The 26,783-nt window shown below is 64.2% G+C and carries 26 protein-coding genes; 11 read left to right on the plus strand and 15 right to left on the minus strand.

The window, feature by feature from the left end; translation table 11 throughout:
* Positions 1 to 75 precede the first annotated feature (75 nt).
* On the plus strand, positions 76 to 1,917 hold the full coding sequence (locus tag CKW40_RS09535) for a CHASE3 domain-containing protein (protein WP_095199648.1): 1,842 nt from the start codon (positions 76 to 78) through the stop codon (positions 1,915 to 1,917).
* A 57-nt stretch (positions 1,918 to 1,974) separates the two neighbouring features.
* Here CKW40_RS09535 and CKW40_RS09540 read toward each other — a convergent pair whose 3' ends face one another.
* Entirely contained in the window at positions 1,975 to 4,206 is a 2,232-nt protein-coding gene (locus CKW40_RS09540; RefSeq protein WP_143748265.1) for a diguanylate cyclase, read from the minus strand.
* Between the two features lie 318 nt (positions 4,207 to 4,524).
* Between CKW40_RS09540 and ubiG the strand changes: the two genes are divergently transcribed.
* Entirely contained in the window at positions 4,525 to 5,274 is a 750-nt protein-coding gene (gene ubiG, locus CKW40_RS09545) for a bifunctional 2-polyprenyl-6-hydroxyphenol methylase/3-demethylubiquinol 3-O-methyltransferase UbiG (protein WP_027031212.1), read from the plus strand.
* Positions 5,275 to 5,317: 43 nt separating this feature from the next.
* Here ubiG and CKW40_RS09550 read toward each other — a convergent pair whose 3' ends face one another.
* The 3 genes from CKW40_RS09550 to CKW40_RS09560 are packed head-to-tail and all read right to left on the minus strand — an operon-like array spanning position 5,318 to position 6,952.
* A complete protein-coding gene (locus CKW40_RS09550; protein ID WP_095199650.1) occupies positions 5,318 to 5,830 on the minus strand; it encodes a flavin reductase family protein in 513 nt (170 codons plus the stop codon).
* A 9-nt stretch (positions 5,831 to 5,839) separates the two neighbouring features.
* Positions 5,840 to 5,983 carry a hypothetical protein gene (locus CKW40_RS09555; protein WP_244571139.1) on the minus strand — a complete coding sequence of 48 codons (144 nt, stop codon included), beginning with the start codon at positions 5,981 to 5,983 and terminating at the stop codon, positions 5,840 to 5,842.
* A gap of 60 nt (positions 5,984 to 6,043) precedes the next feature.
* On the minus strand, positions 6,044 to 6,952 hold the full coding sequence (locus tag CKW40_RS09560) for a DMT family transporter (RefSeq protein WP_095199651.1): 909 nt from the start codon (positions 6,950 to 6,952) through the stop codon (positions 6,044 to 6,046).
* A gap of 117 nt (positions 6,953 to 7,069) precedes the next feature.
* On the opposite strand from CKW40_RS09560, the gene CKW40_RS09565 reads away from it, so the two are divergent.
* Entirely contained in the window at positions 7,070 to 7,555 is a 486-nt protein-coding gene (locus CKW40_RS09565) for a MarR family winged helix-turn-helix transcriptional regulator (protein ID WP_095199652.1), read from the plus strand.
* Between the two features lie 4 nt (positions 7,556 to 7,559).
* Here the strand turns inward: CKW40_RS09565 and CKW40_RS09570 are convergent, their stop codons facing one another.
* From CKW40_RS09570 to CKW40_RS09585, 4 genes are read right to left on the minus strand one after another with little or no spacing between them, the layout of a single operon-like run.
* Entirely contained in the window at positions 7,560 to 7,985 is a 426-nt protein-coding gene (locus tag CKW40_RS09570; RefSeq protein WP_095199653.1) for a DUF1178 family protein, read from the minus strand.
* A complete protein-coding gene (locus CKW40_RS09575) occupies positions 7,982 to 8,848 on the minus strand; it encodes a carbon-nitrogen hydrolase family protein (RefSeq protein ID WP_095199654.1) in 867 nt (288 codons plus the stop codon). The genes CKW40_RS09570 and CKW40_RS09575 overlap by 4 nt, the downstream gene beginning before the upstream one ends.
* 10 nt (positions 8,849 to 8,858) lie before the next feature.
* Complete coding sequence (grxC, locus tag CKW40_RS09580; RefSeq protein ID WP_095199655.1) at positions 8,859 to 9,128, minus strand: glutaredoxin 3; 270 nt, start codon at positions 9,126 to 9,128, stop codon at positions 8,859 to 8,861.
* Between the two features lie 25 nt (positions 9,129 to 9,153).
* Positions 9,154 to 9,954, minus strand: a complete 801-nt coding sequence (locus tag CKW40_RS09585; RefSeq protein WP_095199753.1) for a ComF family protein — start codon at positions 9,952 to 9,954, stop codon at positions 9,154 to 9,156.
* A gap of 65 nt (positions 9,955 to 10,019) precedes the next feature.
* On the opposite strand from CKW40_RS09585, the gene CKW40_RS09590 reads away from it, so the two are divergent.
* A complete protein-coding gene (locus CKW40_RS09590; protein ID WP_095199656.1) occupies positions 10,020 to 10,892 on the plus strand; it encodes a methyltransferase domain-containing protein in 873 nt (290 codons plus the stop codon).
* 82 nt (positions 10,893 to 10,974) lie between these two features.
* Here CKW40_RS09590 and CKW40_RS09595 read toward each other — a convergent pair whose 3' ends face one another.
* The 5 genes from CKW40_RS09595 to argJ all read right to left on the minus strand — a co-directional run bounded on the left by CKW40_RS09595 (position 10,975) and on the right by argJ (position 14,151).
* Complete coding sequence (locus CKW40_RS09595; protein ID WP_095199754.1) at positions 10,975 to 11,157, minus strand: Flp family type IVb pilin; 183 nt, start codon at positions 11,155 to 11,157, stop codon at positions 10,975 to 10,977.
* A gap of 110 nt (positions 11,158 to 11,267) precedes the next feature.
* The gene (locus tag CKW40_RS09600; protein WP_095199657.1) at positions 11,268 to 11,585 is read right to left on the minus strand and encodes a hypothetical protein; all 318 of its coding nucleotides are present in this window, start codon (positions 11,583 to 11,585) and stop codon (positions 11,268 to 11,270) included.
* A 127-nt stretch (positions 11,586 to 11,712) separates the two neighbouring features.
* Positions 11,713 to 12,135 carry a (deoxy)nucleoside triphosphate pyrophosphohydrolase gene (locus CKW40_RS09605; protein ID WP_095199658.1) on the minus strand — a complete coding sequence of 141 codons (423 nt, stop codon included), beginning with the start codon at positions 12,133 to 12,135 and terminating at the stop codon, positions 11,713 to 11,715.
* Entirely contained in the window at positions 12,128 to 12,880 is a 753-nt protein-coding gene (locus CKW40_RS09610; protein ID WP_095199659.1) for a GNAT family N-acetyltransferase, read from the minus strand. Before CKW40_RS09610 ends, CKW40_RS09605 begins: the two co-directional genes overlap by 8 nt.
* A 29-nt stretch (positions 12,881 to 12,909) precedes the next feature.
* Complete coding sequence (gene argJ / locus CKW40_RS09615) at positions 12,910 to 14,151, minus strand: bifunctional glutamate N-acetyltransferase/amino-acid acetyltransferase ArgJ (protein WP_095199660.1); 1,242 nt, start codon at positions 14,149 to 14,151, stop codon at positions 12,910 to 12,912.
* 166 nt (positions 14,152 to 14,317) lie between these two features.
* Here argJ and CKW40_RS09620 point away from each other — a divergent pair, with 166 nt between their 5' ends.
* Positions 14,318 to 15,547, plus strand: a complete 1,230-nt coding sequence (locus CKW40_RS09620; protein WP_095199755.1) for a caspase family protein — start codon at positions 14,318 to 14,320, stop codon at positions 15,545 to 15,547.
* A gap of 21 nt (positions 15,548 to 15,568) precedes the next feature.
* Here the strand turns inward: CKW40_RS09620 and CKW40_RS09625 are convergent, their stop codons facing one another.
* A complete protein-coding gene (locus CKW40_RS09625) occupies positions 15,569 to 16,786 on the minus strand; it encodes an MFS transporter (RefSeq protein ID WP_095199756.1) in 1,218 nt (405 codons plus the stop codon).
* A gap of 260 nt (positions 16,787 to 17,046) precedes the next feature.
* Here CKW40_RS09625 and CKW40_RS09630 point away from each other — a divergent pair, with 260 nt between their 5' ends.
* Complete coding sequence (locus CKW40_RS09630) at positions 17,047 to 17,646, plus strand: TetR/AcrR family transcriptional regulator (protein ID WP_095199661.1); 600 nt, start codon at positions 17,047 to 17,049, stop codon at positions 17,644 to 17,646.
* Positions 17,647 to 17,710: 64 nt separating this feature from the next.
* On the opposite strand, the gene CKW40_RS09635 is transcribed toward CKW40_RS09630, so the two are convergent.
* Entirely contained in the window at positions 17,711 to 18,634 is a 924-nt protein-coding gene (locus CKW40_RS09635) for a peptidylprolyl isomerase (RefSeq protein ID WP_095199662.1), read from the minus strand.
* A 262-nt stretch (positions 18,635 to 18,896) separates the two neighbouring features.
* Between CKW40_RS09635 and secA the strand changes: the two genes are divergently transcribed.
* From secA to CKW40_RS09660, 5 genes are all read left to right on the plus strand, one after another.
* The gene (secA, locus tag CKW40_RS09640) at positions 18,897 to 21,629 is read left to right on the plus strand and encodes a preprotein translocase subunit SecA (protein ID WP_095199663.1); all 2,733 of its coding nucleotides are present in this window, start codon (positions 18,897 to 18,899) and stop codon (positions 21,627 to 21,629) included.
* A gap of 334 nt (positions 21,630 to 21,963) precedes the next feature.
* Positions 21,964 to 23,364, plus strand: coding sequence for a lipopolysaccharide biosynthesis protein (locus tag CKW40_RS09645; RefSeq protein ID WP_095199664.1), 1,401 nt, complete (start codon positions 21,964 to 21,966; stop codon positions 23,362 to 23,364).
* Positions 23,364 to 24,644, plus strand: coding sequence for a GNAT family N-acetyltransferase (locus CKW40_RS09650; RefSeq protein WP_095199665.1), 1,281 nt, complete (start codon positions 23,364 to 23,366; stop codon positions 24,642 to 24,644). The genes CKW40_RS09645 and CKW40_RS09650 overlap by 1 nt, the downstream gene beginning before the upstream one ends.
* A gap of 183 nt (positions 24,645 to 24,827) precedes the next feature.
* A complete protein-coding gene (locus CKW40_RS09655) occupies positions 24,828 to 25,592 on the plus strand; it encodes a creatininase family protein (RefSeq protein ID WP_244571140.1) in 765 nt (254 codons plus the stop codon).
* Complete coding sequence (locus CKW40_RS09660; RefSeq protein WP_095199667.1) at positions 25,589 to 26,758, plus strand: YncE family protein; 1,170 nt, start codon at positions 25,589 to 25,591, stop codon at positions 26,756 to 26,758. The genes CKW40_RS09655 and CKW40_RS09660 overlap by 4 nt, the downstream gene beginning before the upstream one ends.
* The last annotated feature ends 25 nt before the right edge of the window (positions 26,759 to 26,783 follow it).

The raw sequence follows: 26,783 nt of genomic DNA on the forward strand, positions 1-26,783 counted from the left end.
CCGCTTACCAAATGCTGCCCGCGGGGAATTCCTTTTGGTTCGGCATAACAGATGATTGCTCGTCTTCGGCGCGCCATGCGATTGCAATCGCTGCCGCTTGCCGCCGGCTTCGCCGTGCTGGCACTGATCGTCGGCACCCGCGCCCTGCTGGTCGAGGGCCAGAGGGCCAACCGTGCCGCAGCACGCGAGACAATCGAATACCAGGAACAGCTTTCCGGGCTGCTTTCATCGGCGCAGGATGCCGAGGCTGGCCAGCGTGGCTACCTGCTGACCGGCGAGAAATCCTACCTCGACCCGTACCAGAAGGCTGTCGATGCAATTCCAGGGCAACTTGCCCGCATCGATGCCATGACACCACCCAACGACCAGCTCGCCCTGCAGATCAGCCATATCAAGGAAGCGCTGGCGCAAAAGCAGGCTGAACTCGCCGTGACGATCGCGCTCTACGACAAGGGTGATGCCGCGAAGGCGCTGCAACTTGTCCGCAGCGGTCAGGGCAAGGCCGCCATGGACGAAATCCGCGCCAGCATGGACACGATCCGGCGCATCGGCGCCGCCGACATCGCCGCGCGCGACGAGCACACCGACCAGGTCGAGACCTGGCTGCGCATCGGTTCGCTGGCGGCCCTGATCGCGATCTTCCTGCTCGGCGCCTACACGATCCGCCAATCCCGCCGCCGCTTCCGCGAGGTCGCCACCGCCCAGGAAGAACTGATGCGCAAGAACATCGAACTCGGCAACGAGATCGACACGCGCGAGAAGGCCGAATCCCAGATCCGCCAGATGCAGAAGATGGAGGCCGTCGGGCAACTGACCGGCGGCATCGCCCACGATTTCAACAACATGCTGGCGGTGATCCTCAGCGCCATGAACCTTGCCCAGCGCAAGCTGAAGCGCGGCGAGAATGATATCGAGAAATTCATCGAGGCGGCGACGGACGCGGCCAGCCGTGCCGCCAATTTGACCTCCCGGCTGCTTGCCTTCTCCCGTCTGCAGCCGCTGGCGCCGCAGGTGGTCGACACCAACCGGCTGGTGACCGACATGTCCGACCTTCTGCACCGTGCGCTCGGCGAAGGCATCCGCATCGAAACGGTGCTGGCGGGCGGCCTATGGAAAACCCACGCCGACCCCAGCCAGATCGAGAACGCGATCCTCAACCTTGCCGTCAATGCCCGCGACGCCATGGATAATGACGGCAAGTTGACCATCGAGACCGCCAACAGCCACCTCGACGACGCTTACGCCGCGACGCATGCCGAAGTCACGCCAGGCCAATATGTGATGATCGCGGTAACCGACACCGGCACCGGCATGTCGCCCGAGGTCATCGCCAAGGCCTTCGAACCCTTCTTCACGACCAAGCCGGTCGACAAGGGCACGGGACTTGGGCTGAGCCAGGTGTTCGGCTTCGTCAAGCAGTCGGGCGGCCACGTCAAGATCTACTCCGAACCGGGCGAAGGCACGACGATCAGGATCTATCTGCCCCGGTTTTTCGGGCCGGAGGAGCCGGCAGCACTTGCCGGGCGCGGCAAGAGCACCGCCAAGGTCACAGAAACGATCCTAGTCGTCGAGGACGACGCCCGCGTGCGGGCCTCAACGACGGACGCCATGCGCGAACTCGGCTACACCGTCATCCACGTTGGCAGCGGCCAGGAGGCGCTTCAGAAGCTGGCGGTGACACCGGGCATCGCCCTGCTTTTCACGGACATTGTCATGCCGGTGATGAACGGTCGCAAGCTTGCCGAGGAAGCGGTCGCGCGCCAACCTGGCCTGAAAGTCGTCTTCACCACCGGTTTCACCAGGAATGCCGTCGTCCACAACGGCGTGCTCGACCATGACGTGCACTTCCTGGCCAAGCCATTCACCATCGAGCAACTCGAGGCCAAGCTACGCGAAGTACTGGACGCGAAAGGATAGCCGGGCTTTCTGGCGGCTGTTCCGGTCCAGGCGACATGCCGAGCTCGTTCTGTCGCGTTAACCCACGCTTTGGCTGGCAGTGGGAAGGTCCCAGTTGGGATCGGCCTTGCCCAATCCGGCAACAACGCGGTCGCGGCCGTCCGCTTTTGCCTGATAGAGCGAACGATCCGCGGCGTTGACGATTTCGACCCATGACGCGCCGAGTTCCGGGAAGGCGGACACGCCGAACGAGGCTGTGATGGTTCCAAGCGTGCGGCCGCGATGCGCCAGATGCAGCTGCTTGATCGCCTTGCGCAGCGCCTCGGCGCGCTCGGCGGCATCGGCGATCGACGTCCCCGGCAGCATCAACGCGAATTCCTCACCGCCATAGCGCGACACCACATCGCTGTCCCTCGCGTGGTCGAGCAGCGTGGCGGCGACCTGCTTGAGCACCAGATCGCCGGCTTCATGGCCAAACGTGTCGTTGAATTGCTTGAAATGATCGACGTCGAGCATGATTACCGCCATCGGCTGCCCAGAACGCTCCAGGCGCCTCAACTCGCGGCTGCTTGTCTCCTCGAGATAGCGGCGGTTGTAGAGCCCGGTGTTCGGATCGCGGATCGATTGCTGCCGCAATGTTTCGCGCAGGCGCAGATTGGCCAGTGCCAGCGCCAGCGTATCGACGACGCCGCGCAGGATCTGTTGCCGCTCGGTCAGCCAGTCCGGCCTGCCGGCGGCGTCCGGTTCGCACAGATGCACGATGCCAAGCGTCTCCCCTTGCGCCGCCAGGGGCATACAGACATAGCCACGGCCGCCATTCTCGGTGATGTGGTTGCAGCGCGGCGTCAGCATCCCGGGACCGGCAACATGTTCCTGACCGCGCCGCAGCGCCCAGCAATCTTCCGGAGCGAACTGGCCAACGCTCGAACGGACGGCGCCCCAATGCGCCATTTCCTCGACCAGATTGCGCGAGGCGCTGGTCAGATGCACGGTGCCGCTCAATCCGCCGAAGAAATCGGGCATGGCCGAGCCGACGACGGAAAATGCCTCCTGGAAGGTGACGCACGCCTGAAGCAGTTCGCCGAGCTTGACCAGGCGGGTCGTTGCCTGGGACGTCTCTTTCAGTTCACGGTTCAGCGTTACCAGTTCCTCGGCGCGATCGTTGACCGCCCGCTCGGCGCTGCGCAGCTCGCTGATATCGTTCAGGGTCAGCACGATCCCGCCGTCGGAGCGATTGAGCGGATTGCAGCTCGCAATCACCGGCAGGTACGATCCGTCCGGTTTTGCCAGCCGCACCTCGGCCTGATGCCCGCGACCCGTGGTCAGCGCTAGCTCGATCGGCGATGTCGCCTGCGCCAGCCTGTCTCCCGATAGTCCCCTTATATCGAGAACCGACGGCCAATCCTGCCCCTCGATCTTGTCATTGCGCCGCCCGATGATCTCGGCGGCTGCCGGATTGACAGAGACGATCCGGCCATTGCCGTCGATGACGACAATGCCTTCGGCGACAGTGCGGACAATATCCTCGATATAGGCCTTCTGCTCGACGAGCTGCCCGCGCGAGGATTCGAGTTCGGATGCCATACCATCGAAGCCTCGCGCCAATTGGCCGAACTCGTCATTGGAGGTCAGGCCGACACGCGCCCCGGCGTCGCCGCGCGCCAGCGATTCGATGCCACGGTTGAGGCCGGAAAGACCGGCACCAAAGCCACGCAGTAACAGGAAAGCCGAGATCGCGGAGATCAGCACGGCGGTCGCGGTGCACAGACCGATGAGCCAGAGCATGTTGTTGGTGCGCTGTTGGGCGGCGTGCAGCAGCGGCGTATACTCGAACAGCACCGCGCCGACCGTCTTGCCGGGAGCATCCTTGATCGGCACGGCAACCAGGTTGATCGCTTCTGATAGGTCGGTGCTGCTTTCAACGAAGTTGCGCGGTGTGCCATCCTCGATCGTCCGGCCGACCTCATTGTCGGGATCGTGGCGGTAGGGAGTGCCGACATTTTTTTCTTCACCCGGGACATCGGCAAGGATGACCTTGTCGTGATTGACGACAACGAGGTCGCGTTTCGAGTCGCTGTGTTGCGCGGTCACGAATTCGCGCAGCGCGTCTGCCCTTTCAAACAAGGAATGCGGCGCATCGGAAGCCTTGAAGGCAATCGTTTCGGCCAATTGCCGCCCAACGCTCGTCGCTTCGGCGAGCGCGCCGGATGTGGTCAGCGATATCTGGGAGACGATCGCAATGCCGCCCACCAGGCCAATCAAGGCCGCGGCGCTGAATAAGGTGGCAACAATCTGGGTCTTGATCCGCACCAAGCCATCCCAATCGATGGGAGGGCAATGTACATGCCGAATCCCGATCGTGCCTCAGGAAACCGCCAACCTCGTAAATTTGATGTTAAGGGAACCTGATCAGCCGCCCTTTCCCGTAAGACCCTCGGCGCCGAGGAATTCAGCACGGCGCCCGTGCCCTGACAGAACGGACCGCCCTCTCAGAACGGGAAAATTGTTGCCTTGACTTTCCGGCTCCCACGCCCGACTCCCTAGCGCTCTGAAGCAATTCCAGGAAAAGTGTGTAACGGTTTTCCCACAGGAATTGCGACAAATCAAAGAGCTCTAGGAGACCAACCCATGCCAGAGCCCCGACGGTCGACGATCGATGCCGGAGAAGTGGAACGCTTTTCCGCCCTTGCCGCCGAATGGTGGAACCCGAACGGCAAGTTTCGGCCGCTGCACAAATTCAATCCGGTCCGGCTTTCCTATATCCGCGACCAAATCGCGGCGCGCTTTGGCCGTGACCCGCGTGCCGCGCGGCCGTTCGAGGGACTGCGCATCCTCGATATCGGCTGCGGTGGTGGTCTTTTGTGCGAGCCGATGGCGCGGCTTGGCGCCGAGGTCGTCGGAGCGGATGCCTCCGAGACAAACATCGAAGTGGCGAAACTGCACGCGGCCGAAGGCAATGTGAGCGTCGACTACCGCGCGACGACGGCCGAGGACCTTGCCGACGCCGGCGAGACATTCGACGTCATCCTCAACATGGAAGTGGTCGAGCATGTCGCCGACATCGACCTGTTCGTCGCCAAATGCGGACAGATGGTCCGGCCCGGCGGCATCATGTTCGTCGCCACCATCAACCGCACGCTGAAGGCGCTCGGCCTGGCCATTATCGGCGCCGAATATGTGCTGCGCTGGCTGCCGCGCGGCACCCACCAATTCGGCAAGCTGGTGCGCCCGGAAGAGCTGGAAAAGGCGCTGGGCGGCGCCGGTCTGACCATTATCGACCGCACCGGCGTCACCTACAATCCGCTTGCCGATCGCTGGGCGCGGTCGAAGGATATGGACGTCAACTACATGGTGCTGGCGGAAAAAGGATCGGTCTGACCACGTTCGCGGAATTCGCGCCAAGGACGTGTTGAGATTCGGGTCAGGCCGAATCGAGCGGCCGATAGCCGCCCCGCCAGTAGATCAGCGCCTGGCCGGCATCGTGGGTGCGCACCGCCTCGACCGAGCCGATGACGATGGAATGCGTGCCGCGGTCGATCATCTCGTCGAGGCTGCAGTCGAAGGCGGCCACGGCGTCGGAAAGCAGCGCGGCTCGGGTCTTCAGCGTCACCCATTCGGCGCCCTCGTAGCGGTCCTTGCCCTTGATGCCGCCAAGGCCGGAGAAGCGCTCTGCCACGCGCTGGTGCTGAGGTCCTAGCGAATTGACGCCGAAATGCCGGTAACGCTCTATCACCGGCCAGGTCGATGACGATCGGTTGACGCAAGCGATCACCTTGGGTGGCTCGGCCGACAGCGAGACCACCGAAATGACGACAAGGCCGGAACGGTCGTCACCGACGCCGGCGGTGATGACGCTGACATTGCCGACGATGAGCCGCATGGCGGCGCGAAAGTCGGCGACGTCGACCGGGCCCTCTCTCGAGACTGTGGACATAACATCCTCCTAAGCCGCCGACTGCATCGCGGCCGGCGCGATGCGGATGCCTCTCTGTTCGAGAATGGGTAGCACGGTGTCGCGGAAATAGGGGAACTCCTCGGCATAATCGACGAAGGACAGTGTCGAGCCGCCGCCACGCACCGTCGCCATCACCCAAGGCCGGAGCCCGGTGACGGCGCCGACGACGGCGGCGGAAAGCTTTGAAGACGTTTACGCAGGCTGCGGCTTCGCGACGGCCTGGCTCTGCGCCTTCGTGGTGACGAAGACGCCGCCGGTGATGATGACGGCGCCGGCCCAGGTCAGCAGCTGATAGTGCTCGCCAAGGAAGATCGTGCCGGCAAAGAGCCCGACCGCGGCGGCCACATAGCCGATCTGGCTGAGATAGACCGGGCCACCGACCGCCTGCAGCCGGAAGAAGAAGGCGAACATCGCCGACGCGGATGCGACCTGCGCGACGACGACCAGCGGCACGGCGCCGAGCGGGGCGAAGGCCTTGACGCCGAACAAGGCAAGAATGCCGGCGAGCAACAGCGTTGCCGACGCCAGGTGGCTGCCGACGGCAAGCTCGATCGGCCCGGTACCTTCCGGCCAGTCGACGGTGCGGTAGATGTTGCCGGCGGCAAGACTGACCGGGATAAGTAGGCCGATCACCACCCAGAACAGATCGGCCGGCTGGCCGGCCTCGCCGCGCGTCACCGCCACCATGACGGCGCCGACGAAGCCGACGGCAATGCCGACAATGCCCAGCATGTTGGGGCGCCGGACACGCAGCAGGATCGAGAACACCAGCGTGATGACGGGCGACAGCGTGAACATGATGCCGGTATAGCCGGCGCCCAGATGCGGTATGGCCGAGAACATCAAGAGATTGGGGACGGCATAGGACACGGCGGCCGTGACGAAGAAATAGCGCAGTTTGTGCGCGGTGGGCCGGATGTGCTGACCGCGTGCCAAGAGCACGCACAAAAGCACGCCGCCGGCGCCGAGCGAGATGACGAAGGCCCAGACCATGGCCGGTACGCCGGCCGCCGTCGCGAGCTTGCCGAAGGGCAGCGTCAGCCCGAGCAGGCCGCCAGTGACGACCAGCAGGCCGAGCGCCGAATCCCAGAGAAATTTCATCGGATGGTCCCGTCACTCAATTGCGAAATTTGGCGCTTGCGGCGCTTGGCCGGTTCTGTATCTTGAGGTAAGATAGTACAGAGATTCTTAACGTCAAGATATTTAACGGTGAGACAGATGGATCGCGCGGCGAAAGCGATCGAGCAGTGGAAACGGGAACGGCCGGATCTTGATGTCTCGCCGATGGGCGTGCTCGGGCGGCTGAACGAAGCCTCGTCGCTGATCGCGCGTGACCGCCTCGCTCCGCTGTTTGCTCGATTCGGATTGCAGGCCGGCGAGTTCGACGTGCTGGCGACGCTGCGCCGCTCCGGAGCCCCCTACGCGCTGACGCCGACCGCTCTCTACGAAGCGACGATGGTGACGTCAGGCGCCATGACCAACCGGCTCGACCGGCTGGAGAAGGCCGGATTGATCCTGCGCGGCCCGCACCCCAACGACCGGCGTGGCATTGTCGTGCAGCTTACCGAGAAAGGTCTGGCCTTGATCGATGAGGCTGTCACCGCGCACGTCGCCAACGAGCATGAGATTCTCGCGGGCCTGACGCCGGCGGAACGGGAAACGCTCTCGCGCTTGCTTGAGAAATTGATAGGTAGCGTGGGCTGATCGTTTAGTTCCGATCATCCGGGAACACCGGGATCGGCATGAAATCGACGCCGTCGTCCGCCAGGCCCTTGGCCTCCTCCAGCGTCGCCTCGCCATAGATGCCGCGCGCATCGGTTTCGCCGAAATGGATCTTGCGCGCTTCCTCGGCGAATTTGTCGCCGACATAGTCGGCATTCTCGCGCACCTTTTCGGCCATCGCCTTCAGTTGCGCCAGGGCCTGCTTCTGCGCCTCGCCCATGGCCAGCGCGATTGTTTCCTGCTTGCGAGCCGTGGAGACAGCCGGCGCCATCAGGGCCTTCTCTACCTTGTGCGAACCGCAGCTCGGGCAATCGACAAAGCCGCGCTTCTTCTGGGTGTCGAAATCGTCATTGCTGCGGAACCAGCCCTCGAACTCGTGCTCGTTTTCGCAGATCAGGGAAAAGCGGATCAAGAGGCTGCACCCCTAAGACGCGGCGCGTCCACTTCGCCGGCATTGATGGTGAAATCCCGCGCATTCTTCAAATTGGGGATCTTCTTGCGCGCAGCAAGCGACTGCGCCGGATCGATCTCGGCGACGATCACCGCCGGCTCGTCATCCGCGGCTTCGGCGATGATCCGACCCCAGGGGTCGACGATCAGCGAATGCCCATAGGTTTCGCGGCCATCCTCATGCAGGCCGCCTTGTGCGGCGGCAACCACATAGGCGCCGTTCTCGATGGCACGCGCCCTCAGCAGCACATGCCAGTGGGCCTCGCCGGTCTGGCGGGTGAAGGCGGCGGGCACGGTCAAAACATCGGCGCCGGCCAGCGCCTCGGCACGGAACAGTTGCGGGAACCGCAGATCGTAACAGACCGCAAAGCCAAGCCTGGCGCCCGCAACCCCGGTCACGACGGCCTCGGTGCCCGGTTCGTAGGCGGCGGATTCGCGCCAGCTCTCGCCATTGTCGAGATCGACGTCGAACATGTGAATCTTGTCATAGGTGGCGAGCACAGCACCATCCGGGCCAAAAAGCAGCGCCCGGTTGGCGAGCTTGCCGTCGGCGCGCAGGATGGCGGTCGAGCCGATATGCAGGAAGACGCCGAGTTCGCGCGCCAATCTGCGCGCGGTCGCGACGATGACGTCCTTGTCCTCGGAGGTGAAGGAGGCTGCACGCGCTTCCTTGTCGCGGATCAGCGCCCCGGTCATTTCCGGCGTCTGGATGTAGGTCGCGCCCTGGCCGGCTGCCTCACGCACCAGCCGTTCGAGATCGACCGCATTGCGCTCGGGGCTTTCGCCTGAACGCATCTGGACCGCCGCAGCCTTGAAAACACCCATCATCACACCCTCAAATCGTCGCGCCGTTGGCGAGCAGTCTGTCCAGGCGGCCTTCGGCCTCCAGCTCGTGGAGGTCATCGCAGCCGCCGACATGCGTGTCGCCAATGAAAATCTGCGGAAAGGTCGTGCGGCCGTGAGCGCGCGAGATCATCTCCTGGCGCAGTTCCGGCGAAAACGAAGCGTCGTGCTCGGTAAAGGCGACGCCCTTGCGCTCCAGCAGCCGCTTGGCCGCCGTGCAGTAGCCGCACATCATGCGCGTATAGATCGTGACATCGACCATGATGAATTCCGCTTTCGTTGCCGACTTATATAGTCGCGGACTCGTCCGCCCGAAAGTCCCCCGGCAACACACGCGCGAAGGTCAGCACATCGACGGCGGCCGCACCGCCCCTTTTCAGCGCCTTGGTGGCCGCGCGCACGGTGGCGCCCGTGGTGTAGACGTCGTCGATCAGAAGCACCCTGCGGCCGGCGATCTCGATCTCCGCCTCGGCCGGCACGCGAAAGGCGGCCCGCACATTCTCCTCGCGCTCCTGCCGCTCCAGCCCGACCTGCTGGCGGGTGAGTTTCACGCGCCGCATGGCGGAAGGCGCGAAAGACAGCCCGCTGAGCTCGCAAACCCCGCGCGCCAATTCCGCCGACTGATTGAACCGCCGCCTGAAAAAACGCCGCCAGTGCAGCGGTACCGGCACCACCACATCGGCCTCGGCGATGAGATCGGCGCCGGCGCGTACCATCCAGAGCGCCATCCAAGGTGCCAGATCGGTGCGATCCTGGTATTTCAGCCCTTGCACCATCTGGCGGGCGACGCCGGAATAGGCGACGGCCGCCCGCGCCCGCTCGAAAGGCGGCGGATCGGCGATCGCTTCGGCCGACAGAAAGCCCTCGCCCATATGGTGGGTGAACGGCGTGCCCATCACCGGACACCAGGGCCGTTCCAAGAGCCGCAGCTTCGGCCAGCAGGCGCCGCACAGCACACCGGGCTGCGAGACGTGCCGGCGGCAACCGGCGCAGACCGGCGGAAACAGGACCCGCGCAGGCCAGCCGAGAGCCGAGCGGGTGAGGTTCCTGATCCCGATGGACTTGATCTTGGACATGGGATCGGCCACGTGGTTGGTCCTGCGCACCGTGTATACCAAGTATATCAGGGCGTGGACAAACAAGGATCCGCCCTTTGCACCCGATAATGGATACCGATCTCTGGCTGGCGCACAAGCGGCGCGCGCTCACCCATCCGGTCGACGGTGCCGATTTCCTCATGAACCGCGCCGCCGAGGACCTTGCCGACCGACTAGGCGCCGTCGAGCGCCGGTTCGGCAAGGCAGCGGTGCTGTTTTGCCAGACGCCGGCCGCGGCCGACGTGCTCGCCGAGAGCGGCAAGGTAGCGGATATTGTCCGCGTCGAGACGGACGCGGTTTTCCTGATGGGTGCCGCCGGCCTGGTCGCACCGTTGGAAACCGTGCCGTTCGAGCCGGCAAGCCTCGATCTGGCGGTGTCGCTTCTGTCGCTGCAGGCGATGAACGATATTCCCGGCATGCTGATCCAGATCCGCCGTGCGCTGCGGCCGGACGGGCTTTTCCTTGGCGCCTTTGCCGGCGCCGGCACGCTCGGCGAACTGCGCGAAAGCCTGCTTGCGGCCGAGACCGAGCTCTACGGCGGAGCCAGCCCGCGCGTCGTCCCCTTCACCGACGTGCGCGATGCCGGTGCGCTGTTGCAGCGCGCCGGTCTCGCTTTGCCGGTCACCGACGTCGAGACAGTGACCGTGCGCTATGCCAATCTGTTTGCCCTGATGGCCGATCTGCGCGCCATGGGCGAAACCAGCGCGCTTGCCGATCGCAGCCGGCGGCCAGGCACGCGCCGGCTGTTTGCCCGTGCCGCGGAAATCTATGCCGAGCGGTTTTCCGACCCCGACGGCCGGATCCGGGCAAGCTTCTCGATGGTCTGGATGTCTGGCTGGGCGCCCGATGCATCGCAGCAGAAACCGCTGAAGCCCGGTTCAGCCAAGGTCTCGCTGAAAGCTATACTGGAAGGTTCCGGCGAATCCTAATGCATGTCGCCCAAACGTGACCTCGGTTTTGGGAAGACGACATGCATAAAAATAACGCTCTAGGCGGTCGTCGCGATTGCCATCAAGGCGAAGCAAAGGCGTTCGCAAGCCTGCTGGTGTTGTCGCTGAACAGCCAGGTGATCTGGTTGAAGACCTGGCCGATGCCGCCGATGATGGTCAATGACAGCACACAGACGATCAGGGCGTATTCGACGGCAGTAGCGCCGGTCTCATCCGTCAGAAAGCGCAGCAGCACTGTTTTCATCACCTCGATCCCCATTACCAGGACCTTACCGCCGATCTGTTAAGAAAGGTTAACGGCAAAGGCTTAACAGGCGGTGAAACGGCCGCCCTTTCGCGGATATCTTAACCATGTCAGCAGTCACCGCTGGTCCTGCCGTCGGAGCCGATGATGCAGACCGAACCGGGCTGCGGCTGCAGCACGCTGCGGCGCACCGTATAGGTGCCGCGATGGCTGATCGAGCCGGTGGCCGTCATATCGAGACCGCCGGGAAAATCATCACGCGCCGATTGCGAGCGGGTCTGGCTGTCGAGGAAAGGGATTGCGATCAGCGCCAGCGCCACCGCAGCCGAGCCGAACAGCAGCGTGACGCGCAAGATACCCATGCCCGCATCGGCGGCACGGAAGCTGCGGTCGGGCCGGATCGAATCCCAATCCCTATCCAGGCTCATCCTATCGCTCCCCAGCCAATTGGCGACGCGGCCGCGAGGACACGGCCATGCATCAATTTTTCATGATGAGATAAATCTTCCATTAACGCTGGCTGATATGAATCGTGGTCCGATCCGTCGCCGCCCCTCAGAGCAGGTCGATGAGGAACGGGATCAGCGGCGCGTCGGCCGGCGGCATCGGATAGTCGCGCATCTGCTTGGGCCGCACCCATTTCAACGCCTGCCCTTCGCGGGGCTGGGCGATGCCGCGGAAGCGGCGGCAGACGAACAGCGGCATCAACAGATGGAAGTCGTCATAGGAGTGGCTGGCGAAGGTGAGCGGCGCCAGGCACGGGATCTCGGTCTCGATGCCGATCTCCTCATGCAGTTCGCGGATGATGCATTGCTCCGGCGTCTCGCCGGGCTCGACCTTGCCGCCGGGAAATTCCCACAGGCCGGCAAGCTGCTTGCCTTCAGGCCGCTGCGCCAAAAGCACGCGGCCGTCGGCGTCGACCAGCGCGCAGGCGGCGACCAGGAGCAGGCGCTTGCCGGTATTGGCCAGATCATTCATTCCCGGGCGGCCGGCGATAGTGGTAGCGATAGACTTCCTCGAAGCCGAGCGACCGATAGAGCGCCAGCGCCGGCACATTGCCGGCCTCGACCTGCAGCCAGGCCTCCCGCGCGCCGCGCAGCCGCGCCCATTTCAGCGCCGACAGGATCAGGTTGCGGCCATGGCCCTTGTTGCGCGCCGATCTGTCGGTGGCGACCTCGAACAGGCCGGCGAGATCGCCGTCATGCACGCAGATCAGCGTCGCCAGCGGTTCGACCCCATCTTCGAGCGCGAACAGCCCGGCCTCGGGCTGGATGGCGCCGATGATCTCCGACAGGCCGGGCCGCAGCGAAACATCCGAGCCGCTAACCTTGATCGAGGCGCCGATGAAGCGGCTGATGTCCTTGAGCGGAATCTGGTCCATGGCGGCATCGAGTTGGGCATCGGCCAGCGGCAGCCGCATGACCAGCGATTCGTCGAACCGGCTCCAGCCTTCCTTGTCGAGATGGCTGGCCAGATCGGGACCCGACAGCGGTGACATGCGGAACGTCAACGGCCTGCCATAGGCATCGAAACGGCGGCTGGCCCGGCCGATGCGGTCGGCGATGTGCTGGATGTCGCCGGGATCGAGCGGATTGACCGAATTCAGCCGCTTAGCCGGATGGCCGGCAGTCAGCCGCACCACCCAGGTGCCGTCATAGTGGACAGCGGCCGCCGGCCAGGCGCGAAAGCCGGCCGCCTCGTAGCGGCGCACGATCGCGAGCATGCTTGCCGGATGCCTGGAAGCCAAAACCGTCAGCTCCGATAATCGCCGTTGATGGCGACATATTCCTTGGTGAGGTCGCAGGTCCACACCGTCGCCTTGCCGCGGCCAATGCCGATATCGGCGCGGATGCGGATATCGTCGCGTTTCATGTAGGCCGAGGTCTTTTCTTCCGAATAGGCCGGGTCGCGCTCGCCCTCATGTGCCAGCCTATTGTCGCCGAACCAGATCGACAGCCGGTCGCGATCGGCGGGCTCGCCGGCCTTGCCGACGGCCATGACGACGCGGCCCCAATTGGCGTCCTCGCCGGCGACCGCCGTCTTGACCAGCGGCGAATTGGCGATCGATAGCGCGATGCGCTTGGCCGAGCGGGCCGATTTCGCGCCCGTGACGGTGACTTCAACCTGCTTGCGGGCACCCTCGCCATCGCGCACCACTTGCAGCGCCAGCGACTTCAGCACCTTGCCGAGCGCCCGGCGGAACTGACCAAGGCGGGCATCTTTGGGATCGGTTATTTCCGGCGCGCCACGTTTCGCGGCCTTGCCGGTGGCGAAGATCAGCAGCGTGTCGCTGGTCGAGGTGTCGCTGTCGACAGTCACCGCGTTGAAGGTCTTTGCCGTGCCGCGCGACAACAGGTCCTGCAGCACAGGGGCGGCGATCGGCGCGTCGGTGGCGATGAAGGACAGCATCGTTGCCATGTCGGGGGCGATCATGCCGGCGCCCTTGGAGATGCCGTTGATGGTGACAGCGGTGTCCCCAAGCTTGACCGTCTGCGTCGCGACCTTCGGATAGGTGTCCGTGGTCATGATGGCCTTCGCCGCCTCGGTCCACAGGTCCGGCTTGCCGTCGCTGACCAGTCCCGCAAGCAGATGGCTGAACTTGGTTGTGTCGAGCGGCTCGCCGATGACACCGGTCGAAGCCAGGAAGACCTCACCCGCCGTGCAGCCGGCCGCCTTGGCCGCCGCCTCGCCGGTCATTGCGGTGGATTCGCGGCCTTTCTGGCCGGTGAAGGCATTGGCGTTGCCGGAATTGACGACCAGCACCCGCGCCTTGCCGGCACCAAGGTTCTGCCGGCAGAAATCGACCGGCGCCGAGGGGCATTTCGACTTGGTGAACACGCCGGCGACCGTGGTGCCGGCGTCGAACACCATAGCCAGAAGATCGGTGCGGTTCTTGTACTTTATCCCCGCTTCGGCGGTGGCGATGCGCACCCCTTCGATTTCAGGCATCTTGGGGTATTTCTTCGGCGCGAGCGGCGAAATCGTCGTGGACATGGGGACCTCGGGCGGGAAAATCGCAAGGGAAGGCCGGTTTGCCCGATACGGCGCGCGGGCGCAAGGGCGTTTTCGCCGCGCCTGCCGAGGCGGCGAACCGCGCGGATTAAGCCTGCATTTCAAATCTGTTGGCATCGCCGGGGCCTGTGGCGCTATGATCGCGCCCATGGGCAGGCTTGCGATCCTCGCTTGGGCATTTCTGGGACTGTTGCTGCTGAGCGCCGACGCTGAGCCGGCGCGGCGCGTGGCGCTCGTCATCGGCAACGGCACCTATGCCGAGGCCGGCACGTTGGCCAATCCGGTCAACGACGCGCTCGACATAGCCGACAAGCTGCGCTCCATCGGTTTCGAGGTCATCGAAGGCAACGATCTCGGCAAGCGCGAGCTCGAACGCAGCATCGGCGAATTCTCCGATGCGCTCGAAGGCGCCGGCGTCGGGCTTTTCTACTATGCCGGCCACGGCCTGCAGGTCGACGGCCGTAATTACATCGTGCCTGTCGACGCCCGGCTCGACATGCCGGTGAAGCTGCAGCTCGAAGCGGTGCCGATCGACGAAGTCCTCGACATCATGGAACAGCAGACCAAGGTCAGCCTGGTGTTTCTCGATGCCTGCCGCAACAATCCGTTTGCACGCAGCTTGAGCCGCACCGCCACCACGCGCTCGGCGACGGCGCTCGCCGGGCTGGCGCAGTTCGATTCGACGCGCGGCTCGTTCATCGCTTTTTCGACGGCGCCGGGTGCGGTCGCCATGGACGGCACCGGGCGCAACTCGCCCTTTGCATCAGCCCTTTTGCGGCACATCGCCGAGCCTGGCCAGAGCATCAACGACATGATGATCGCGGTGCGCCGCGACGTCGTTTCGCAAACCCGCGAGGGCCAGCGCCCGTGGGAACAGGGCTCGCTGCTCGAGCGCTTCGAATTCGTCCCGGGTGATGGGCCTGCCCCCAAGCCCAAGCCGGCGGCCGAGCCGGCACCAGCCTCGCAGGTCGCGGCGCTGGAGCGCTCCGTGGGCGACGACAAGGCCTCGATCGAAAACTTCCTGCGCCGGGACTATCTGGCCCCGGACACCAAAGCGATGGCCGAAACGGTCAAGCGGATCTACGGCCCGTCCGCCGCCATTTTCGGCACACGCTACGACGCCGATGCCATCGTCAAGGTGAAGACCGACTGGTTCGCGCAATGGGCCTCGTGGTCGCTCGGGCTGGAACCCGGCAGCCTGGAGATCACGCCGCATGGCGAGGACCGCACTGAAGCCGCCTTTGCCATGCGCTACGACTATGTGCCGAAGGACAAGGCGGCGGCACGGCTAACCGGCAAGGCGCGTGTCACGCTCGGGCTGGTCAAGGCCGAAGGTGGATGGCGCATCGAGTCCGAAACCTCTCAAGCGATGCAATGATGACCCGATCTGGGTGCGAATTCACGCGCTTTGGCGCGACATGAATTCGGCCGCGAAACAGAGCAGTGCCGCAACCGGCAGCGCCAGTCCGATCCAGGACACCAGCGGCCAACCGCCTTGCGCATACGCCCAGCCGCCGACAGCCGAGCCGATTGCGCCGGCGATGAAGAACGTCGCCATGTAGAGCCCGTTCAGACGGCTGCGATGTGCGGCGCCGAGCGCGAACAGGTCGCGATAGCCGAGGACAAGGTTGGTCTGCACACCGAAGTCGAGCACGATGGCGGCGACGACCAGCAGCGCCAACGAAAGCGTCGAGCCGCTGCGCGCGATGTGGGTCACGAGAAACGCGACGGCGACGCACAGCATGGCAAAGGCGGTTGCCGGCCGGCCCCATCCGTGGTCGGCAACCCTTCCGGCGAGCGGCGCGGCGATTGCGCCAGCGACGCCGGCCAGCGCGAACAGGCCGATGCCGCGCTGCGTCAAGCCGAAATCGGGCCCGGCCAGCAGCAGCGGCGTCGTCGTCCAGAACAGGCTGAAGGCCGCGAACAGGAACGCCTGGTAGAGAGCCCGCCGCCGCAGCACCGGCGTCGTGCGCGCAATATGCACCATGGACGCCAACAGCGCGCCGTAGCTCAGACGCGCCGTCGGCACGCGCCTGGGCAGCGCGAACCGCAGCACCACGATCAGCAGGATCATGACCGTGCAAGAGGTGAAGTAGACCACATGCCAGGACGACAGCGCGGTGATGAAGCTGGAAAACGGCCGCGACAGCATGATGCCCAGCAGCAATCCCACCGAGACATTGCCGACCACGCGGCCACGCCTGGCTTCCGGCGCCAGGTGCGCCGCATAGGGGATAAGCGTCTGCACCGCGACCGAGCCAAGGCCGACAAACAGCATCGCGGCCAGAAAAGCCGCCGGCTGCGTCGAAATCGCCGCGCCCAGCAAGGCGAGCGTTGCAACGGCGAGTATGCCAAGCACCAGCCTGCGGTTTTCCATGAGGTCGCCAAGCGGCACGATAAACAACAGGCCCACTCCGTAGCCGATCTGGGCCATCGTGACGATCAGGCCCGCCGCATGTGGCGGCAGGCCAAGCTCGGCGCCGATCGGGCCAATCAGTGGCTGTGCATAGTAGATATTGGCGACAATCAGCCCGCAGGCGGCGGCCAGCAAAAAGGTCATCCAGTTCGAAATCGTCGTCTCGGCGGGCGCGGAGCCGGGTGAGATAACAGCCGTCATGACGATCTCCATCGGAACGAAACGTTTCGTTGAATAGAACGAACCGTTCCGTTTCGTCAAGCGATGATGTATTGATATCTCTTGGCATCAGCGCTTTTTGCGGCCAGATGGCTTCCTTTGCCGTCCGCAAGTGCTGCAAGGAAAACGAGTGCTTTTACTCCGGATGGTTCCTATCTGGGCAAAAGCGCGGGCGAGGCAAGCGATTGCCGGCGGGTTGTCGTTTCGGACGAGACGAAAAACCGCTTCAGGAGGAACGGCTAATGGGCGAAATCGCCGATCCGGCACGCAAATCGATTGGCGCCAGGCGCAATCTTGACAGCGCCGAAGCGATTTTGGAGGCTGCCGAAGCCGTGCTGATCGAGGCCGGCTATGCCGGTTTCTCGATCGAGGCGGTTGCGCGCCGCGCCCGTGCCGGCAAGCCGACCATCTATCGCTGGTGGCCGAGCAAGGCGGCCCTGCTGCTCGAAGTCTACCAGCGCCAGAAGCGCGTCGACCTTCCCGATACCGGAAGCCTGCAGGAGGATCTCGTCGGCTTCCTGATCAATCTGTTCACGCACTGGCGCCAGACATCGTCGGGCAGTGTTTTCAAGTCGCTGATCGCCGAGGCCCAATCGGATGAAACCGCGGCCGCGGCCCTTGCCGGCTATGCCGGAGGGCGCCGCACTCACACCGGCCAGATCATCGAGCGCGCCAAGGCACGCGGCGAGATCGCTGGCGATATCGATCCGGGTGTGGTCGCCGATCTCGTCGCCTCCTACGCCTGGCGGCATCTCCTGATCAACCGGCTTGACGAGCCTGAGGCGACGATACGCAAGATGGTCCGCTATCTCCTGCAAGGCATAGAAGCGCCCGGCAGATAACGGGCGGCCAAAAAAAGGGCGCGGCAACCTTTGGCTGCCGCGCCTTTGAAAACGTCGTTCAGGCTTACTTGCCGGCTTCCATCGTATCGACGGCCTGCTTCAGCTTGGCGTCCGGGATTTCGACTTTGGCGCCGGCGCGCAGCGACTTGACCAGCGCGAAATACTTGTCGCGGATGACCGCCTGCTTGGCCTGGTCCTTGACCTCGTCGAAGGCCGGCGGCTGCTTGGCGCGCTTGTCCTCGAGCTTGATGACGTGCCAGCCGAACTGCGACTGCACCGGCTCCTTGGTGTATTTGCCGACCTCCAGCGCGAAGGCCGCCTTGTCGAACTCCGGCACCATCTGGCCAGGTCCGAACCAGCCGAGGTCGCCGCCATTGGACTTGCCCGAGGGATCGCTTGTGTGCTCGTTGGCGAGCTTCTGGAAATCGGCGCCGGCGTCGAGCTGCTTGATGATCGCCTCGGCCTCTTCCTTCGTCTTCACGAGGATGTGACGGGCATGCACCTCGTTGACCGGCGGCGTGTTGGCGATTTCCTGGTCGTAGCGGGCGCGAATCTCGGCGTCGGTGACCTTGTCGACGACACCCTTCTCGACCATCTCGCCATGCAGCGCGCGCTGCTGCAGGAAGGCCATGCGGCGCTGGAAGTCGGGATCCTTGTCGAGCCCGTCGGTAACGGCCTTGGCGGCCATGACGCGGATCTCGATCGCCGCCGAAAGGGCCGCGGCGCGGCGCTGTTCGGGCGGCAGCTGCGCGAATTGCTGCGACAGCTCGCCTTCGGCAAGCACCAGGTCGGCTTCAGTCAGGGGCTGGCCGTTGACCGTGGCGACGACGGCGTTCGGGTCGACCGGTGCAGCCGCCGGTGCCGCGGCGGCATCGGCCGGAGCAGCGGGAGCGGCCTCCTGTGCCATGACAGGCGACAGGCAAAGAGCCGACAGGCCGAAGGCCAGGCCAAGGCTGGCAAGCGACGCACGGCGGAACAACAAGGGCATAAGGATGACTCCGGGGAAGGATTGTAAGGAGGGGTGGCTTCCAGATCAGCCAGATTGTGGCGGAATTTGGCGCGACCGGCAGGGCCAGCGCGGCGTTGACATCAGTTGAGCCCCCTCTTATCTGTCCAACGACTTTGCGTCCAGAACCGTTTTCCGGGCGCTTTTTGTGTTTGCCCGTATTCAGGCGGTGCGTTCACGCGGATGTGATGGGGCCGGCCGGCGCTCGTCTGAAGATTGAGAATTCTATCGAAAGGACCATTGGATGGTCAGTCTCGGCGGTCTCGCCCGTAAGGTTTTCGGTTCCTCCAACGACCGTCGGGTCAAATCGACCCGGCCCCGTGTCGAGGCGATCAACGCCATGGAAAACGAGATGCGGGCGCTTTCCGACGCCGAACTCGCCGGGCGTACTGAGAAATTCCGCCAGGATATCGCCAATGGCGCCAGCCTTGACGACCTTCTGGTCCCCGCCTTCGCCACCGCCCGCGAGGCGGCGCGCCGCGTGCTCGGCATGCGCCCCTTCGACGTCCAGCTGATCGGCGGCATGGTGCTGCACAATGGCGGCATCGCCGAGATGCGCACCGGCGAAGGCAAGACCCTGGTCGCAACGCTGCCGGTCTACCTCAACGCGCTCGCCGGCAACGGCGTCCATGTCGTCACCGTCAACGACTATCTCGCCACCCGCGACTCCGAATGGATGGGCCGCGTCTACAAATTCCTCGGCCTCTCGGTCGGCGTCATCGTCCATGGCCTCTCCGACGAGGAGCGCCGCGTCGCCTACGCGTCCGACGTCACCTACGCCACCAACAACGAGCTCGGCTTCGACTATCTGCGCGACAACATGAAGTATGAGCGCGCCCAGATGGTGCAGCGCGGCCATAATTACGCGATCGTCGACGAGGTCGATTCCATCCTGGTCGACGAGGCGCGCACGCCGCTGATCATTTCCGGTCCGCTCGAGGACCGCTCGGAAATGTACAACACCATCGACACCTTCATCATCCAGCTGCAGCCGCAGGATTATGAGATCGACGAAAAGCAGAAGACCTCGATCTTCACCGAGGAAGGCACCGAGAAGCTGGAGAACATGCTGCGCGATGCCGACCTGTTGAAGGGCGAGTCGCTCTACGACGTCGAGAACGTCGCCATCGTCCACCACGTCAACAACGCTCTGAAGGCGCACCGGCTGTTCCAGCGCGACAAGGACTATATCGTTCGCAACGACGAGATCGTCATCATCGACGAATTCACCGGCCGCATGATGCCCGGTCGCCGCTATTCGGAAGGCCTGCACCAGGCGCTCGAAGCCAAGGAGCATGTGGCGATCCAGCCGGAGAACCAGACGCTCGCCTCCGTCACCTTCCAGAACTACTTCCGCCTCTACAAGAAGCTGTCCGGCATGACCGGTACGGCGCTGACCGAGGCCGAGGAATTCGGCAACATCTACGGGCTCGAAGTCACCGAGATCCCGACCAATCTGCCGGTCATCCGCAAGGACGAGGACGACGAGGTCTACCGGACGGTCGAGGAGAAATACAAAGCGATCGTCAAGGAGATCCGCGAAGCCAGCGCCAAGGGCCAGCCGACGCTGGTCGGCACGACCTCGATCGAGAAGTCGGAGCAATTGGCGGACCGCCTGCGCAAGGAAGGTTTCAAGGATTTCGAGGTGCTGAACGCCCGCCACCACGAGCGCGAGGCGGCGATCGTCGCCCAGGCCGGCAAGCCCGGCGCCATCACCATCGCCACCAACATGGCCGGCCGCGGCACCGACATCAAGCTCGGCGGCAATGCCGAAATGCGCATCGCCGACGAACTGGGCGACATGCCGGAAGGCCCCGAGCGCGAGGCGCGCGAAAAGGCGATCAACGCCGACGTCGAGCGCCTGAAGGAAAAGGCGCTGGCCGCCGGCGGCCTGTACGTTCTCGCCACAGAGCGTCATGAATCGCGCCGCATCGACAACCAGTTGCGTGGCCGTTCCGGCCGCCAGGGCGATCCCGGCCGTTCGAAATTCTTCCTGTCGCTGCAGGACGACCTGATGCGCATCTTCGGCTCCGAGCGCATGGATGGCATGCTGCAGAAGCTCGGCCTCAAGGAAGACGAGGCGATCATTCATCCCTGGATCAACAAGGCGCTGGAAAAGGCGCAGAAGAAGGTCGAGGCGCGCAACTTCGACATCCGCAAGAACCTATTGAAATATGACGACGTCTCCAACGACCAGCGCAAGGTGGTGTTCGAACAGCGCATCGAGCTGATGGACGGCGAAGGCCTGACCGAGATCATCGCCGAGATGCGCGAAGGCGTCATCGACGAGATCGTCGCCAAGGCCATTCCTGAAAACGCCTATGCCGAGCAGTGGGATGTTGCCGGGCTGAAGGCCGAGGTCGCCGAATTCCTCAATCTCGACCTGCCGGTCGACGAATGGGCCAAGGAAGAAGGCATCGCCGAGGACGACATCCGCGAGCGCATCACGCAGGCCGCCGACACCGCCGCCAAGGAGCGCTCCGAGCGCTTCGGCCCCGAAGTGATGACCTATGTCGAGCGTTCGGTGGTGCTGCAGACGCTCGACCATCTGTGGCGCGAGCACATCGTCAACCTCGACCATCTGCGCTCGGTCGTCGGCTTCCGCGGCTATGCGCAGCGCGATCCGCTGCAGGAGTACAAGGGCGAAGCGTTCGAGCTGTTCCAGGCGATGCTGGGCAATCTGCGCCAGGCCGTCACCGCGCAGCTGATGCGTGTCGAGCTGGTCCGCCAGGCCGCTGAAGCCCCGCCCCCGGAAGCCCCCGACATGTTCGGCACGCATATTGACGGCACCACCGGCGAGAACGATTTCGAAGGCGGCGAGACAGCGCTTCTGGTGCGCCAGGAATCGAACGCCATCGTCGCCCCCGAAGACCGCGACCCGAACAACCAGGCGACCTGGGGCAAGGTCGGCCGCAACGAAGCCTGCCCCTGCGGCTCGGGGAAGAAATACAAGCACTGCCACGGGGCGTTCGCGTAAGGGAAGCGCTCTTCCTTCTCCCCGTCACTACACGGGGAGAAGGTGCCCGAAGGGTGGATGAGGGGCAGCGCTGACTTCCAAGATTTGGCCTATTTCCTCTAGCCGTATCGCCGTCGGTGTTCCGAAACACGGCGCATCTCGAAAACCGGATTCTGGGCTTCACCTACTTAGGCGGTCGCCGGCCCTCCGCTATGGCTCCGGGCGTTCGTCGCTCGAAAAGCCAAATCGTTGGCTTTTCGTCCGCTGCGCGGACCGCTCCTCACCCAACCGTTTCTTAATGTGTCTCCGCTACACCAAAGCCTGAAAAAGAGGCGGAAAACGGAGAGAGATCGGGGTGCGCTTTTCCGCGGCCACGACTGCCGGGCGGTTCTTGCCGCAGCGTTTGGCGCTGCGCGTCGAACCGTTGCTTGGCCGCATCGACGCCGTGCTGTTCACCGCCGATGAGCGCGGCGAGGCCGGCCGCATGTCGGTCATCGCCTTCTCCATCCGCATCGTCAGCGCCGTCATCGCCTTCATCAGCCAGGTGCTGATGGCACGCTGGATGGGCTCGTTCGAATACGGCATCTTCGTGCTGGTCTGGGTGACGATGGTCATCGTCGGCAACCTCGCCTGCCTCGGCTTCCACACCTCGGTCATCCGCTTCATCCCCGAATACCGCGAGCGCGGAATGATGGACGAACTGCGCGGCATCGTCGTGGCCAGCCGCCTGTTCGTGCTGATCGCCTCCACCATCATCGCCGGGCTCGGCGCGCTCGGCGTCTGGCTGGCGGCGCCGTGGATCGAAAACTACTACGTCATCCCGTTCATCCTCGGCGTCATCTGCCTGCCGATGATCGCGGTGTCGGATCTGCTGCAGGGCCAGGCCAGGGCGAACAGCTGGGCGCTTTTCGCTTTGTCGCCGACCTATCTGATACGGCCGGTGCTGATCCTGCTGTTCATGGCGCTGATGCTCTATGCCGGTTACGCCGCCGACGCCAGGACGGCGATCTTCGCCTCGATCGCCGCCACCTACGTCACCACGCTCGCGCAGTTGATCGGCGTCACGCACCGCATGGAAAGGCAGATCCCGGCCGGACCGATGAAGGTGCATTTCGCGCAATGGTTCGTCGTCTCGCTGCCGATCTTCCTGGTCGAAAGCTTCTTCTTCCTGCTCACCAATGCCGACGTGCTGATGGTCGGCGCCTATATGGATCCCAAGGACGTCGCCGTCTATTTCGCCACGGTCAAGACGCTGGCACTGGTGCATTTCGTCTATTTCGCGGTCAAGGCCGGCGTTGCCCAGCGCTATGCGCAGTTCACCCATGGCGAGCCGGAGAAGCTTGCCGCCTTCGCCCGCGAGACGGTGTCGTGGACCTTCTGGCCGTCGCTCTTGATGGCGCTGCTGGTGCTGGCGCTCGGTGAACCCATGCTGGTGCTGTTCGGCCCCGAATTCACGTCGGGCTATCCGCTGCTGTTCCTGCTCGTCTTCGGCGTCGTGGCGCGCGCCGCCGTGGGGCCATGCGAAAGCCTGCTCACCATGAGCGGCAACCAGAACATCTGCGCCGCCGTCTATGCCATGACGCTCGCCTTCAACATCGGCCTCAACGTGGTGCTGATCCCGCATTTCGGCCTGTGGGGTGCGGCCATGGCCACCGCCTTTGCCATGATCTTCGAGGCCAGCGCGCTGTCCTTCACGGTGTGGCGCAAGCTCGGCATCGTCATGGCGATCTTCGTGCCTGCCAAAGGAGCCGCCTGATGGGCGCCATCCCGTTGCTCGAGGAAACCAGCGGCGGCACCGCCGGCGCCATGGTGTCCGGCCTTGCCGGGCTGGCACGCGACCCCGACCCCGCCCATATCGAAATCCTTGCCAACAACCGACCGGAGCGCAAGCTTGCCATCTATCCGGCGTCCGCCGGCTTCGACCTGGTCGAGGAGCTGGACTATCTCTGCGCCCGCACGATCGAGCCGAACGTCTTCTTCAACCCGCGCTTCCTGGCGCCCGCAATGCCTCGGCTGGAGGATCGCGAGGTGCGGCTGGCGGTGATCCGCGACGGCGACGAATACCGCAACCGGCTGCGTCTGCTGGTGCCGATCTCGGTCGAGCGGCCGGTGGTGCCGCTCGGCGTTCCGGTGATGCGCACCTGGGCGAGCCCCTTCGGTCCGCTCGGCACGCCGCTGATCGACCGCGACGATCCGATCGGCGTCGTCGAGGATTTCTTCTCGATGCTGTCGCGCCCGCACCTCAAGCTGCCGAAAGTCTTCGTGCTGCCCGACATCAGGCTCGACGGTCCGGTGGCAAGCCTGCTTGACTCCGTTGCCGAGACGCGCGGCCTGACGCTGGTCACCACCGGTCAGACCTCGCGACCCGTGCTCCAGAGCGAACTCGACGGCGACGACTATCTGAAGGCATCGCTGCGTTCGCACCATTATCGCGAGTTCCGCCGCCTGAAGCGGCGCCTTGCCGACCTCGGCAGGCTGGAGCATGTGGTGGCGCGCGGCCCCGAAGAAATCCGCCACGCCATCGAAAGTTTTCTGACGCTGGAAGCGTCCGGCTGGAAGGGCCGCGAGCGCACCGCCATGGCGATCGACCGCTTCCGCGCCGCCTTTGCCCGCGAGGCCGTGCACAGGCTCGCGGAACAGGACATGTGCCGCATCCATTCGCTGACACTCGACGGCCGCACCATCGCCTGCCTGATCGTCTTCGTCGAGGCCGGCGTCGCCTACACCTGGAAGACGGCCTATGACGAGACGCTGGCAGCCTATTCGCCGGGCACGCTGCTGATGATCGAGGTCACCAGGCAGCATCTCGACGATCCCAACATCATGATGACCGACTCCTGCGCAGTGCCGGATCATCCGGTGATGAGCAGGCTGTGGAGCGAGCGCAAGCCGATCGGCACGCTGGTGATCGGGCTGACGCCGGATGCCGACCGTCTCGCCCGCCAAGCCGCCTCGCAGCTGCATCTCTACCGCGAGACCCGCAACATGGCCCGCCTGTTGCGCAACCGTATGAAGAGCTTGTTGCGCAGGCGGTAGACCATGATCCCGAATTTTTGCGGCTGCAGGCGCCTTGCCGAGCCCTCTGCCTCTCACACAAATGGCACAAGAACAACGGACGGGCGTCCGCGGTCCAACGCGGCGTATGGTGCAAAGGCTGGAACGATCGCACGGTTCGCGGGCACCGTCGTCGGCCTTTGGTTTCTGTCAGGCCTTGCGTCAGTGGCGAGCGCCGCCAATGCGTCGGTTTTCCTCGACGACCAGACCTGGACCGAACTGCGCGACCGGATCGGCGCCGGGACGACGACGATCATTATCCCGATAGGCGGCACCGAACAGAACGGGCCTGCCATGGCTTTGGGCAAGCACAATGTGCGGGTCAAGTTCCTGGCCGAAAAAATAGCCGGCCAACTGGGCAACGCCTTGGTCGCGCCCGTGATCTCCTACGTCCCGGAAGGAACCATCGATCCGCCTACCGCCCATATGCGGTTTCCCGGCACGATCACCGTCAGCGACAAGACTTTCGAGGAACTGCTCGAATCCGCGGCCCGCAGCTTCAAGCTGCATGGCTTCAAGACCATCGTGCTGATTGGCGACCATGGCGGCTATCAGGCCGACGAGCGCCATGTCGCCGATCGCCTGAATGCCGAATGGCGCAAAACCCCGGTCCGGGTGTTTGCGGCGCTCGAATACTATCAGATCACCCAGGGCGCCTATGTCGACAAGCTCCTGTCGGCCGGCGCGACGCAGCCGGAGATCGGAACCCACGCGGGACTGGCCGACACGTCGCTCATGCTCGCCATCGACCCGTCCATGGTGCGCAAGGATCGCCTTGCGGCCGCCCCGAAGTTCAATGCCGGCGACGGCGTCTACGGCGGCGATCCGACACGATCGTCAGCCGCGTTTGGCCAGCTCGGCGTAGACCTGATCGTCAACGGAACGACCGAGGCGATCCGCAGCTTCATCGAAAAGCAGCAGCCCAAATGATCAAGGCATATTGGTGGTTCACGAGCTTGTCCGCGCCGCTCGTGTTGTTGTTCGCGCTGGCCTCGGCATCGGCTTCAGCCGGCTCGTGCCCGGAAGATTGCAGCGAGCCGCCGCCCCGGGCTCCGATCAACATCTACAGCCAGACAAGTTCTGATCATTTGAGCCCGGCGACGGCAGGCGCGCTGCCGCGTGTCTATGTTCCGAACCGCTCGTCTAACAGCGTATCGGTCATCGACCCCGTGACCCTCAAGGAAGTCGACAGGTTCCCTGTCGGGCGCAAGCCGCAGCACGTCGTTCCGTCCTGGGATCTTAAGACGCTCTGGGTCGCCAACAACGCCAGCGGCACCAGCAAGGGCAGCGTGACGCCCATCGACCCAAAGACCGCCAAGCCGGGCCACGATATTCCGGTCGATGACCCCTACAACATGTATTTCATGCCGGACGGCAGTTCGGCCGTCATCGTCGATGAAGCCTACCAGCGGCTCGACCTGCGCGATCCGCAGACCATGGCGCTGAAATCGACGATACCGACACCAACCTGCCCCGGTATCAACCACGCCGATTTTTCCGCCGACAATGCCTACGCCATCTTCACCTGCGAATATGGCGATGGCGGCCTGTTGAAGGTGGACCTGAAAAACCAGAAAGTGCTCGGCCACCTCGCTCTGTCGAAGATGGGCATGCCGCAGGACGTCCGGCTCTCCCCCGACGGCAAGGTCTTCTACGTCGCCGACATGATGAACGACGGCGTGTTCCTGATCGACGGAGACAGCTTTTCCGAGATCGGCTTCATCGCCACCGGTATCGGCACGCACGGATTTGTCGTGAGCCGCGACGGGACGAAGCTCTATGTTTCAAACCGCGGCTCGCACAAGATGGAGCAAGGCCGTGCAAAGGGGCCGGGCAGCGTGACCGTCATCGATTTCGCCACCCGATCGGTCGTCGCGCAATGGCCCATACCGGGTGGCGGCAGCCCCGACATGGGCAATGTCAGCGCCGACGGCAAGCAATTGTGGCTGTCCGGCCGCTTCGACAGCGAGGTCTACATGATCGACACGACTTCGGGCGCTGTAACGAAGATCCCGGTCGGCGTCGAGCCTCACGGCTTGACGGTCTGGCCGCAGCCCGGCCGATACTCGCAGGGCCACACCGGCAATATGCGATAGGCATTTGAGGAGATCGCAGCCATGC

Source organism: Mesorhizobium carmichaelinearum, assembly GCF_900199455.1.
GTDB lineage: Bacteria > Pseudomonadota > Alphaproteobacteria > Rhizobiales > Rhizobiaceae > Mesorhizobium > Mesorhizobium carmichaelinearum.

Coding starts and splice junctions, on each gene's coding strand:
- CKW40_RS09555 (WP_244571139.1), bottom strand. CDS start 5,983: ATGGCGACGGTGCGTGGCGGCGGCTCGACACTGTCCTTCGTCGATTAT.
- CKW40_RS09535 (WP_095199648.1), top strand. CDS start 76: ATGCGATTGCAATCGCTGCCGCTTGCCGCCGGCTTCGCCGTGCTGGCA.
- CKW40_RS09550 (WP_095199650.1), bottom strand. CDS start 5,830: ATGTCCACAGTCTCGAGAGAGGGCCCGGTCGACGTCGCCGACTTTCGC.
- argJ (WP_095199660.1), bottom strand. CDS start 14,151: ATGTCCACGACGATTTCGCCGCTCGCGCCGAAGAAATACCCCAAGATG.
- CKW40_RS09635 (WP_095199662.1), bottom strand. CDS start 18,634: ATGCCCTTGTTGTTCCGCCGTGCGTCGCTTGCCAGCCTTGGCCTGGCC.
- CKW40_RS09575 (WP_095199654.1), bottom strand. CDS start 8,848: ATGGGTGTTTTCAAGGCTGCGGCGGTCCAGATGCGTTCAGGCGAAAGC.
- CKW40_RS09595 (WP_095199754.1), bottom strand. CDS start 11,157: ATGAAAACAGTGCTGCTGCGCTTTCTGACGGATGAGACCGGCGCTACT.
- CKW40_RS09565 (WP_095199652.1), top strand. CDS start 7,070: ATGGATCGCGCGGCGAAAGCGATCGAGCAGTGGAAACGGGAACGGCCG.
- CKW40_RS09560 (WP_095199651.1), bottom strand. CDS start 6,952: ATGAAATTTCTCTGGGATTCGGCGCTCGGCCTGCTGGTCGTCACTGGC.
- grxC (WP_095199655.1), bottom strand. CDS start 9,128: ATGGTCGATGTCACGATCTATACGCGCATGATGTGCGGCTACTGCACG.
- ubiG (WP_027031212.1), top strand. CDS start 4,525: ATGCCAGAGCCCCGACGGTCGACGATCGATGCCGGAGAAGTGGAACGC.
- CKW40_RS09600 (WP_095199657.1), bottom strand. CDS start 11,585: ATGAGCCTGGATAGGGATTGGGATTCGATCCGGCCCGACCGCAGCTTC.
- CKW40_RS09610 (WP_095199659.1), bottom strand. CDS start 12,880: ATGCTCGCGATCGTGCGCCGCTACGAGGCGGCCGGCTTTCGCGCCTGG.
- secA (WP_095199663.1), top strand. CDS start 18,897: ATGGTCAGTCTCGGCGGTCTCGCCCGTAAGGTTTTCGGTTCCTCCAAC.
- CKW40_RS09625 (WP_095199756.1), bottom strand. CDS start 16,786: ATGACGGCTGTTATCTCACCCGGCTCCGCGCCCGCCGAGACGACGATT.
- CKW40_RS09660 (WP_095199667.1), top strand. CDS start 25,589: ATGATCAAGGCATATTGGTGGTTCACGAGCTTGTCCGCGCCGCTCGTG.
- CKW40_RS09620 (WP_095199755.1), top strand. CDS start 14,318: ATGGGCAGGCTTGCGATCCTCGCTTGGGCATTTCTGGGACTGTTGCTG.
- CKW40_RS09650 (WP_095199665.1), top strand. CDS start 23,364: ATGGGCGCCATCCCGTTGCTCGAGGAAACCAGCGGCGGCACCGCCGGC.
- CKW40_RS09605 (WP_095199658.1), bottom strand. CDS start 12,135: ATGAATGATCTGGCCAATACCGGCAAGCGCCTGCTCCTGGTCGCCGCC.
- CKW40_RS09630 (WP_095199661.1), top strand. CDS start 17,047: ATGGGCGAAATCGCCGATCCGGCACGCAAATCGATTGGCGCCAGGCGC.